Origin of the sequence: Micromonospora sp. D75, from assembly GCF_018070405.1 — a bacterium.
Taxonomy (GTDB): domain Bacteria; phylum Actinomycetota; class Actinomycetes; order Mycobacteriales; family Micromonosporaceae; genus Micromonospora; species Micromonospora chalcea.
The window spans coordinates 1-8696 of record NZ_JAGPXV010000214.1 but is presented as its reverse complement, the minus strand read 5'-3'; the positions used below and the strand labels follow the sequence as shown (position 1 = coordinate 8696).

Sequence of the window (8696 nt, the reverse complement as noted above, 5' to 3'; positions counted from 1 at the left end):
GGCGACAGCGCAGAGCCGGTCGACCCGCCGCGACCAGCGGCTGTCGCCCCAGCGGCGGGCGAACCGCCCGGCGCCCAAGCCGAGAGCCAGGTCCACGGTGAGCTGCACCGCGACGAACAGCGCGCCGAGCAGCACCAGCTGTGCCGCCACCGGGCCCGCGTCGGGCCGGACGAACTGCGGCAGGAACGCCACGCTGAACAGGATCATCTTCGGGTTGAGCAGGTTCGTGAGCAGCCCGCGCCGGAACGCCCGCCCGGCGCCGCCGCCGTCCGCCCCGTCCGCCGCGCCGCCGGGCCGGCCCGTGCCGCGCAGCGCCCGCAGGCCCAGCACGATCAGGTACGCCGCACCGGCCCACCGGATCGCGGTGAACAGCACCGGGGACGCGGCGATCACGGTGGCGAGTCCGGCCACCACGGCGGCGACGTGCACCGCCTCCCCGGCCGCGACCCCGAGCGCCGCCACCGCCCCGGCCCGCGCGCCGTACCGGGTGGCGTTGGCGAGCACGAACATCATGTCCGGCCCGGGGGTGAGCATGAGCACCACGATCGCGGCCAGGTATCCCGCGAGCGTGGCCGCCGACAGTCCGAGCACGCCTCAGCCCTCCTCGACGCCGTCGAGCAGCGCCCGGCGCAGCGCCAGCCGGTGTTCGCGCCGGATCTGCGCCTCCCGGTAGCGCCGCCGGTCACCGTCGGTGCCGGGCAGCAGCGGCGGCACCGGCCGGGGCTGGCCCTCGTCGTCCACGGCCACCATCACCAGGTGCGCGGTCGCCACGTCCACCGGCGGCACCGCGCGGTCCCAGCGGTCCGCGCTGACCTTCACGGCCACCTCCATCGAGCTGCGGCCGGCCCAGGTGATCCGGGCGTCCACGTGCACCACGTCACCGACGCGGACAGCGCGCAGGAAGGCCGTCTCGTCGATGGCGGCGGTGACAGCCGGTCCGTCGGAGTGGCGGGCGGCGACCACCCCGGCGACCGAGTCGATCAGGTTGAGGATCCGGCCGCCGTGCACCGTGCCCATCAGGTTGGTGTGGTGCTGGTCCATGATCTGCGACAGGGTCAGGTGCGACGCCGACGGTGGTCGGCCGGTGAGGGTGATGGCATCGGTCACGGTGCGGTTCCGTCCTCGCAGAAGCGGACCGCCGACCGGACGGGGGAGTTGCACGCCGAGGCACGCCGACGGCTCCCGCCCGGCGTGTCACCCGCCCGACCCACCCGCGAGGTCGACGGCAGCGCGCACCGGTGGTACGCGCGACGCGGGCAGGTCTTCGGACTCGCGGGCCCGACCGGGGTCGCCGGTCGCCTACCGGCCGTCGCTTCCCAGGCCGGTGGCCCAGTGCTGTTGACGGCTGTCGTTCCCACTCACCGCTGCGGGGCAGTCCCGGACTTCCACCGGGTTCCCTCTTACGACACCCGGCCGTCGCCGACCGGGTGAACCAGCGCTCCCGGCAGCCTAACCCAGCCCCGACCCGCCCTCGCCGCGACCCGCGTTCCGCCCTTCGGCGCCCTGCCCCCGGCCGTCCCACAGGCACGCAGGCTCCGGCACACCCGGTGCCGCCCCGCATGCGCAGTCCGCATGGCGGGACGTCTCTCCCGCTCATCAGGAAGCCGGGCGGGCGCGCGTCAGCGGGCGACGGGTCAGGAGGCGCGGCGGCGTCGAAGCAGTAGCGCGGTCACGCCGGCTGCCGCCACCGCGGCGACCGCTCCGCCGACCAGGATTCCCACCGGCAGACCGCCGTCGTCAGCGCCCGCCGAGACGTCCGCGGAGGCGGCCGGCGAGGGAGTGGCCGGTGACGGGGCGGCCGCCGGGGGAGCGGCCGGGTCGGCGACGGTGAAGCGGTACGAGCCCTGGACCGGGTGGCCGTCGCGCGAGACCACGCGGTAGGCGACGGTGTAGGTGCCGTTGGCCAGCGGCTCCTCGATCGTCACCGTGCCCGTCGCGCCGTCCACGGCGGGCGCGCTCGCGGGCACCTGACGGTCGGTGGCGTCGCGCAGCGTGATGGTGGTGAAGGCCGGGTTGAGCCGCTGCAGGAACCGCAGCGTCACCTGCGTCGGCGCGGTGGTGAGCCGGGCGTCGCGGGCCGGCGTGGCCTCCTGCAGCGAGTTGTGCGCCGCCGCGGGCGTGGCCGGGACCAGCAGCAGCGCCGCGGTGAACAGCGCGGCGAGGAGTGCGGAGACGGTACGGGTACGCATGACGCGCCTTCCTGGTCGTGGTCAGCGTCGTGGTCAGCCGAGCAGTTGCTGGCCGATCCAGCCGCCCTCGGGGCAGCCGGGCGGTACGGCGAACACGGCGGAGCCGATCGGGGTGGTCCACTCGTTGAGCAGGTCCCGTTCGGCCAGCCGCCGCTGGATGGGCAGGAACTGCCGGGCGATGTCGGCCTGGTACGCGGCGAAGACGAGCCCGCTGTCCGCGTGTCCCTCGGCGGTCGGCGCGCCGTCGTAGTTGTAGGGCCGGCGCAGGATCTTCTGCCGGTCGTCGGTGACGCGGGCCCGGGTCAGGTGCGAGAAGTCCGGGATCACGGTGAGCCCGTCCGGTCCGAGCGCGGCGAAGTCGGGCTCGTCGTGCTCCGTCTCGCCGGTCAGCGGCGCGCCGGTGTCGAGGCGCCGGCCCACCGCGAGTTCCCGGTCGGCGCGGCCGAGCAGGTCCCACGTCTCCAGGTTCATGCTGATCCGGCGCACCACCAGGGTGGTGGAGTCGCGCAGCCAGTCCGGCCCGTCGGTCACCCAGACGGCGGTGTCCGCCGACACGCCGGGCTTCGGGTTGGCGGTGCCGTCGAGCTGGCCGAACAGGTTGCGCTGGGTGCGTCCGGGCTCGGTGCCGGCGGCCCGGCGGAAGCCCTGCTGCACCCAGCGGACGGTGGCGAACGGGCGGCTGTCCTTGGTCAGGACCCGTTGGGCGTGCGCGACGGTGAGCGGGTCGTCCGCGCAGATCTGCAGCAGCAGGTCGCCGCCGGACCAGCGGGGCTGCAACCGGTCGATCCGGAACGCCGGCAGGTCGGCCACCGACGTGGGGCGGCGGTCGTCGAGCCCGGCGGCGGCGTAGAGCCCGGGGCCGAAGCCGAACGTGACTGTCAGCCGGGCCGGCAGCAGGCCCAGTTCCGGCTCGGTGTCGGCCAGCGCCGGGCGACCCTGGGTGAGCCGGGCGGCGTCGTCGGAGAGCAGTCGCAGCATCCGCCCGAGCGCGGCCCGGTCCGTGCCCGGGCGCAGCGTGAACGCGACGAACGCGGCGTGCGCCTGGGGCTCGGTGGTGACACCGGACTGGCGCGTGCCGTGGAACGGCTCGACAGCGCTGCCGACCTGGGCCACCGGGACGGCGTCGTCGGGGCGTACCCCGTGGGAACGGAGGGCGGCGAGGGCACCCGCGCCGGCCAGCGCGCCCCCGGCGGCCGCCGCGCCGCCGGTGAGCAGGCCGCGCCGGCTGACCCGGCGCGCGGGCGCGCCGGTTCCGGTCATGACGCGGGGCTCGCGCCGTGTCCGGGCGCGTACGTCTCCTGGGCGCCGGTGAACGGCTTGGCCACCGCGGTGAACGTCTGGGTGCGCCCGTCGGCGAAGGTGAGCGTGACGTCGAGCTGGTCGCCGGGGCGCACCGGGCGGGTCAGGTCCATCAGCAGGAGATGGTCGCCGCCGGGCTCCAGCGCGGCCTGGGCTCCGGCGGCGACCACGACGCCGCCCTGCTTCTGCCGCATCGCCATCTTCCCGTCGGTCATGGCCATCTCGTGGATCTCGGCCCGGGACACGTCGGTGGTCACCCCGGTGATCGTGACGTCGGCGTCGCCGTCGTTGACGAGCGTGGCGAACGCGGCGGTCATGCCCTTGTCGGCGGCCTTCACCCACGGGTCGCGGATCGTCAGCACACCCGCCGTTGCGCTCGCCGGGGCCGAGGCGGGCGCCGACGCCGACGGCGCGGTTGTGGGCGTGGCGTCGGCGGAGCCGCAGGCGGCGACGGACGCGGCCAGGACGGCGGCGCCGATCAGGGCCGCCGTGCGTGGGAAGCGTCGGCTGGTGGTGCTGGGCATGCGGTCGTCCCCTCGAAGATCCGGTGTTCGTACCGTTGGTCGGGGCGGCGCCGCGGATAGTTCCGGCCCGGGGAGTCGGTCGCGTCACATGCCGGCCGGGCTCACCGCGACCGGGGACCGGGGAGCGCCCGGAAGGCATAATGGTTCCGGGTGTCACGTGGCGCGCCGGGCGCGGCCGTGGCCGGAGAGGGCGCCCGGACGAGGGAGGCGGACGGTGACGGCGACGACCGGGGCGACCCGCAACACCCGGCAGCGCGCCGAGGTGCTGGCGCTGCTGCGGGAGCTGGACGGCTTCCACAGCGCGCAGCAGTTGCACCAGATGCTCGTGCAGCGGCAGGCGAAGGTGGGTCTGACCACCGTCTACCGGACGTTGCAGCTGCTCGTCGACAACGGCGAGATCGACTCGGCGCGGCTGCCCGGCGGCGAGCACCTCTACCGGCGGTGCAGCCAGAGCCGCCATCACCACCACCTGGTCTGCCGCCGCTGCGGCCGTGCGGTGGAGGTGGCCGGCCCGGCCGTGGAGCGGTGGGCCGACCAGGTCGCCGCGCAGCACGGCTTCACCGACGTCGGGCACACCCTGGAGATCTTCGGCACCTGCGACCGCTGCGCCGCCTGAGCCACCGCCGCGGGCGGGCGGTGACCCGCCCGCGCCGGACCGCCGGTCAGCAGTTGCGCAGCGCCGGTGACTGGTTCAGCAACTGGCCGCGGCTGGAGGTGAACCGGCGGTACGCCTCGGAGCCGGCCGCGCCGGGGCGGAAGGCGGCCACCCGGTGGCAGTTCTGGAACGCCAGCGTGATCCCGAAGTGCCGCTCCAGGCCGGCGCGGATCGCGTCGCTGGCCATCGCGCGCAGCAGTTGCCCGCGCTCGGCGTCGCCGGGCGGCGGTACGACGTTGTCGGCGAACTCGGCGTCGGTCGCGGCCAGGTCGGCGGCGACCCGGCTGACCGTCTCCCAGGCGTACGGCAGGGAGTCGCGGACACAGGCGACGAACGCCTCCTCGTCGACGGGACCGGTCTCGGCGGCGTGCAGCAGGGCGGGCGGAACGGTGAGCGACATGGGTCCTCCGGCAGCTCTAACGAACACGGTTTCCATTACCATCTGAGCACACCATGTCACCGGACGACCGTCAAGGACCGGCGCACGCGAAACGGCGGACGGACCCGAAGGCCCGTCCGCCGTGTGACGTCGCGGAACGTGTCAGCGCAGGTGCGCCTCGATCGCCTCGATGACCCGGGGCCGCAGCTCGGCGGCGCGGATCACCGCGTCGACCGAGCCGACCTCGACCGCCCGCTGGATGCTGTGCACCCGGTCGAACTCGGCGGCCACCTCGCCCAGCTTCTCCGCCCGCACCGACCCGCGCAGCTCGTCCAGCTCCGCGCTGAGCGTGGCCCGCTCGGTACCGGTGGCGGACGCCACCCGGCCCTCCAGCTCGCGTACCCGGGAATCGGCCGCGGTGCGGGCGGCGACCTCACCGGCGAACACCACGGCGGCGGCCGGCGCGCCACCGAGCACCGAGGCGAACGACCCCTCGATCGCCAGCACCGTCATGTCCGGGTTGAGCGCCTTGGAGAAGACCACGAACGCGCCGCCGTGATAGCGCGAGATCACGCAGAACACGATCGGGCCGCGGAAGTTGACGATCGCCCGGCCGATCTCCGCGCCGTACTCCAGCTGGAGCTTGCGCATCGACTCGGGTGAGCCGTCGAAGCCGGACAGGTTCGCCAGCACGACCAGCGGCCGGTTGCCGCTGGCCGCGTTGATCGCCCGCGCGGCCTTCTTCGACGAGCGCGGGAACAGCGTGCCCGCGGTGTAGGTGTCCGGGCCGTCGGTGGGCGGGAAGCCGTGCCGGGGCACCGACCGCGACTCGATGCCGAGCAGGCACACCGGGATGCCGCCCAGGTGCACGTCCTGCACCACAGCGGTCTCCGCGTCGGCCATGCCCGCCCACCGCTCCAGCACCGGATGGTCCTGGTCGGCGAGGGCCCGCATGACGGTACGGATGTCGAACGGCTTCTTGCGGTCCGGGTTCGCGGTGGCGGAGAAGATCTCGCCCACCGTGGCGAAGTCGCTGCCGGCCACCGCGTGCGGGTAGCCGCAGATGTCCCGGTCCACCGGGTCCATGGTGACGGCCCGGCGCGGCGCGTGCTCGCCCGGCACGACGTACGTGTGGTCGTAGTGCGCCATCAGCACGTCCCGTGCGCCCGGCAGGTCCGGCGCCCAGTACTGCGCCTGCCCGTTCGGGCCCATCACCCGGTCGTAGCCGCCGATGCCGAAGTTGTCCTCGGCGGACACGCCGCCGGAGAAGTCCAGCGACTGCTTGCCGGTGAGCACCATCGCCGAGTCGGGCGTCATGACCAGCACGCCCTTGGTGTGCATGAGCATCGTCGCCTCGGCGTTCCAGTACGGCTGGGCGCCGACGTTGATGCCCGCGACCACGATGTTGATCTCGCCGCCGTCCTGGGTGAACTCGACGATCCGCTTCAGCGCCGCGGCCACCCAGTCCATGTTCTCGGTGCCGGAGGTCATCGAGATCCGGGCGCCGGCGCTCAGCGCGTACCACTCCAGCGGCACGCCCATCCGCTGCGCCAGGTCCAGCGCGGCGATCACCCGCCGGCACTCCGGCTCGGACAGCGCGCCCAGCGACTTGGTCGGATCGCCGAGCAGCACCACCCGGGTCACGCCCTGCGGGTGGCGGGGCGTCGGCGTGGTGACCACGCCGGCCACGATCGCCGCGCTGTTGCGGCCCTTGGGCCGGTCCACCGGCACCAACTGGTGGTCCGCGTCCAGGTCGTGCTCGACGAAGTCGCCCAGCAGCCCGGTCAGCTCGTACGGGTAGACGGTGTTGCGGCTGGCCGCCCGCAGCACCTTCAGCCGGTACTCGTCCAGCGGCTCGACCGGCTCGCTCGGCGGCTCACCCACGTCGAGCCGGGCGTGCCCGGTGACGTCGAAGGTGATCCGCACGCCGACCTTGGTCAGCTCGCCGGTACGGCGGTCGCGCTGGCGCGCGATGAACAGGATCTCCTCCAGCTCCGCGCCCACGGTGGTCGGGCGTACCCGGCCGGCGATCAGCTCCATCTCCTCGCGGGTCAGCTCGCTGGGCGGCCACACGTAGATGACGATCCGGTTGGTCGGGAACCGCGACTTCGACGGCCGCCGCGACTGCGCCCGGCGGATCGAGTCGATGCAGGCCGCCACCGTGTCCTCGGTGGTGGGCAGCGAGACCAGGCGGCCGTCCTGCTCCCGCAGCCCGGTCAGGTCGCGTACCTGCGCGAACGCGACCAGCCGCTGGTCGGACGGGTTCTGCCGGGCCACCGCCTGGAACAGGTAGACCTCCTCGTCCAGCGACGGCAGGCGGGTCAGGTCGAACTCGCGCAGCCGCTCCAGCTGCATCCGCTGCGCGATGTGCGGGTGCAGGCCGCGGATCAGGCGCTCCTCGGCCATCCCGTTTTCGCCGGGCCGGAACGTGAAGTGGTGGTGCATCACCGCGCCGCCGCGCCCGGCGACGGTGGTGGTGATCCGGCGTACCGCCGCCGGCAGCGGGTGCGCGTTCAGCACGTCGAGCAGCGCGGCGGCGGTGGCGTCGAAGTCCTCGGGCTGGTTCTCCCAGGACAGGTAGACGTCCGCGTCGACGGCGTCGCGCTCGCCGGCCACCTCGGCCAGTCCGCGCAGCGCGTCGCCGAGCGCGTCGAACCGCACCGCCGCCGACACGACGCTCGAACCGTCCCGCCCGGCCACCACGAACGTGCAGCCACCGGTGGCCCGGGTGGTGACCTCGGTGAGCGCCTTGTTGCCGTAGTAGCGGCGGGTCAGCACCTCCAGCATCGTCGCGTTGTCCAGGTCGTCGCGGACCAGGCGCTGGCCGAGCAGCCGGACCAGCGGCTCGGTGCTGCGTACCATCTCGGCGACCCGGTCGGCGCGGTCCGGCGCGTCCGGGTGCGTGTCGAGGTGCCGCAGGTGCGCGCGGACCCGCGCGTAGACCCGGGCCCGGTTGCGGCGCAGCAGCGGCTGGGCGAACCAGGCGAACACCACGCCCCGCGCCAGGTCGGCGACGACCGGGAAGCGGACCTGGGTGGCCGCGACGAGACGCTCCAGGGTGAGGCCGGCGGGCTCGCGCAGCGCCTCGTCCGGCGGCGGCTCGCGCAGCCACGAGCGCAGCAGCGCGGCGATCACCGTGGCGTCCGCGGCGGCCCGCTGCAGGGCCAGGAAGATCCGGAAGACCGCTGCCTCCAGCTCGGGGGAGCGGTCCAGCTCGGTGACACCGTAGTGGGCGAGCGCCTTGGCGAGGCGGGCCCGGAACGAGTCCGGGGAACCGGCCCGCTCGACGTCGAGGCTCTGCAGGTAGGTGTGGAAGTACTCGCGGGCGCTGTGCACGTGCCCGGCCGGCCCGTCGTCGCCGGGACGGTTGCGGCTCAGCTCGGCCAGGTCGGCGAAGACGCCGACCAGTTCCAGCTCCTCGGCCAGCGGCCGGTGCCCGGCCTCGGTGGCCGCCCGGCGCGCGTCCAGGTAGTCGTCGAGCACCCGGCGCTCGTCGTGCGGGTCGACGTCGTAGCCGAGCAGCAGCGCGCACAGGTCCTCCTGGCCGCGCTCGGCCCGGGACCGCGCCGGCACGTCCGCCGCAGGCGCCGGCAGGTCCAGCTCGACAGCGGGACCGGCCGGGCCGTCGGCGGCCTCGGCGCCTTCCTCCG

Annotated in this window: 8 protein-coding genes and 1 riboswitch; of the genes, 1 reads left to right on the top strand and 7 read right to left on the bottom strand. The window is 74.6% G+C overall.

Annotated features, from left to right (window positions below; translation table 11 throughout):
- The 5 genes from KBX39_RS15010 to KBX39_RS14990 all read right to left on the bottom strand — a co-directional run.
- On the bottom strand, positions 1-591 hold a 591-nt coding region (locus tag KBX39_RS15010; RefSeq protein WP_210871131.1), incomplete at its 3' end, for a LysE family translocator.
- Positions 592-594: 3 nt separating this feature from the next.
- The gene (locus KBX39_RS15005; protein WP_073828221.1) at positions 595-1107 is read right to left on the bottom strand and encodes an acyl-CoA thioesterase; all 513 of its coding nucleotides are present in this window, start codon (positions 1105-1107) and stop codon (positions 595-597) included.
- 130 nt (positions 1108-1237) lie between these two features.
- Positions 1238-1439: riboswitch (cobalamin riboswitch) on the bottom strand.
- A 195-nt stretch (positions 1440-1634) separates the two neighbouring features.
- Entirely contained in the window at positions 1635-2189 is a 555-nt protein-coding gene (locus KBX39_RS15000; protein WP_210871129.1) for a copper resistance CopC family protein, read from the bottom strand.
- A 33-nt stretch (positions 2190-2222) separates the two neighbouring features.
- Positions 2223-3449 carry a Dyp-type peroxidase gene (locus tag KBX39_RS14995; RefSeq protein ID WP_210871127.1) on the bottom strand — a complete coding sequence of 409 codons (1227 nt, stop codon included), beginning with the start codon at positions 3447-3449 and terminating at the stop codon, positions 2223-2225.
- Positions 3446-4012 (bottom strand): copper chaperone PCu(A)C, encoded by a 567-nt coding sequence (locus KBX39_RS14990; RefSeq protein WP_210871126.1) that lies wholly within the window; start codon positions 4010-4012, stop codon positions 3446-3448. The genes KBX39_RS14995 and KBX39_RS14990 overlap by 4 nt, the downstream gene beginning before the upstream one ends.
- A gap of 214 nt (positions 4013-4226) precedes the next feature.
- Here KBX39_RS14990 and KBX39_RS14985 point away from each other — a divergent pair, with 214 nt between their 5' ends.
- A complete protein-coding gene (locus KBX39_RS14985; protein ID WP_043323380.1) occupies positions 4227-4628 on the top strand; it encodes a Fur family transcriptional regulator in 402 nt (133 codons plus the stop codon).
- 46 nt (positions 4629-4674) lie between these two features.
- On the opposite strand, the gene KBX39_RS14980 is transcribed toward KBX39_RS14985, so the two are convergent.
- On the bottom strand, positions 4675-5067 hold the full coding sequence (locus tag KBX39_RS14980) for an SCO5389 family protein (RefSeq protein ID WP_043323383.1): 393 nt from the start codon (positions 5065-5067) through the stop codon (positions 4675-4677).
- 141 nt (positions 5068-5208) lie between these two features.
- Positions 5209-8696 (bottom strand): carboxyl transferase domain-containing protein (locus KBX39_RS14975; RefSeq protein WP_282102411.1); only part of this gene is annotated, 3488 nt, incomplete at its 5' end.

Coding starts and splice junctions, on each gene's coding strand:
- KBX39_RS14980 (WP_043323383.1), bottom strand. CDS start 5,067: ATGTCGCTCACCGTTCCGCCCGCCCTGCTGCACGCCGCCGAGACCGGT.
- KBX39_RS14990 (WP_210871126.1), bottom strand. CDS start 4,012: ATGCCCAGCACCACCAGCCGACGCTTCCCACGCACGGCGGCCCTGATC.
- KBX39_RS14995 (WP_210871127.1), bottom strand. CDS start 3,449: ATGACCGGAACCGGCGCGCCCGCGCGCCGGGTCAGCCGGCGCGGCCTG.
- KBX39_RS15000 (WP_210871129.1), bottom strand. CDS start 2,189: ATGCGTACCCGTACCGTCTCCGCACTCCTCGCCGCGCTGTTCACCGCG.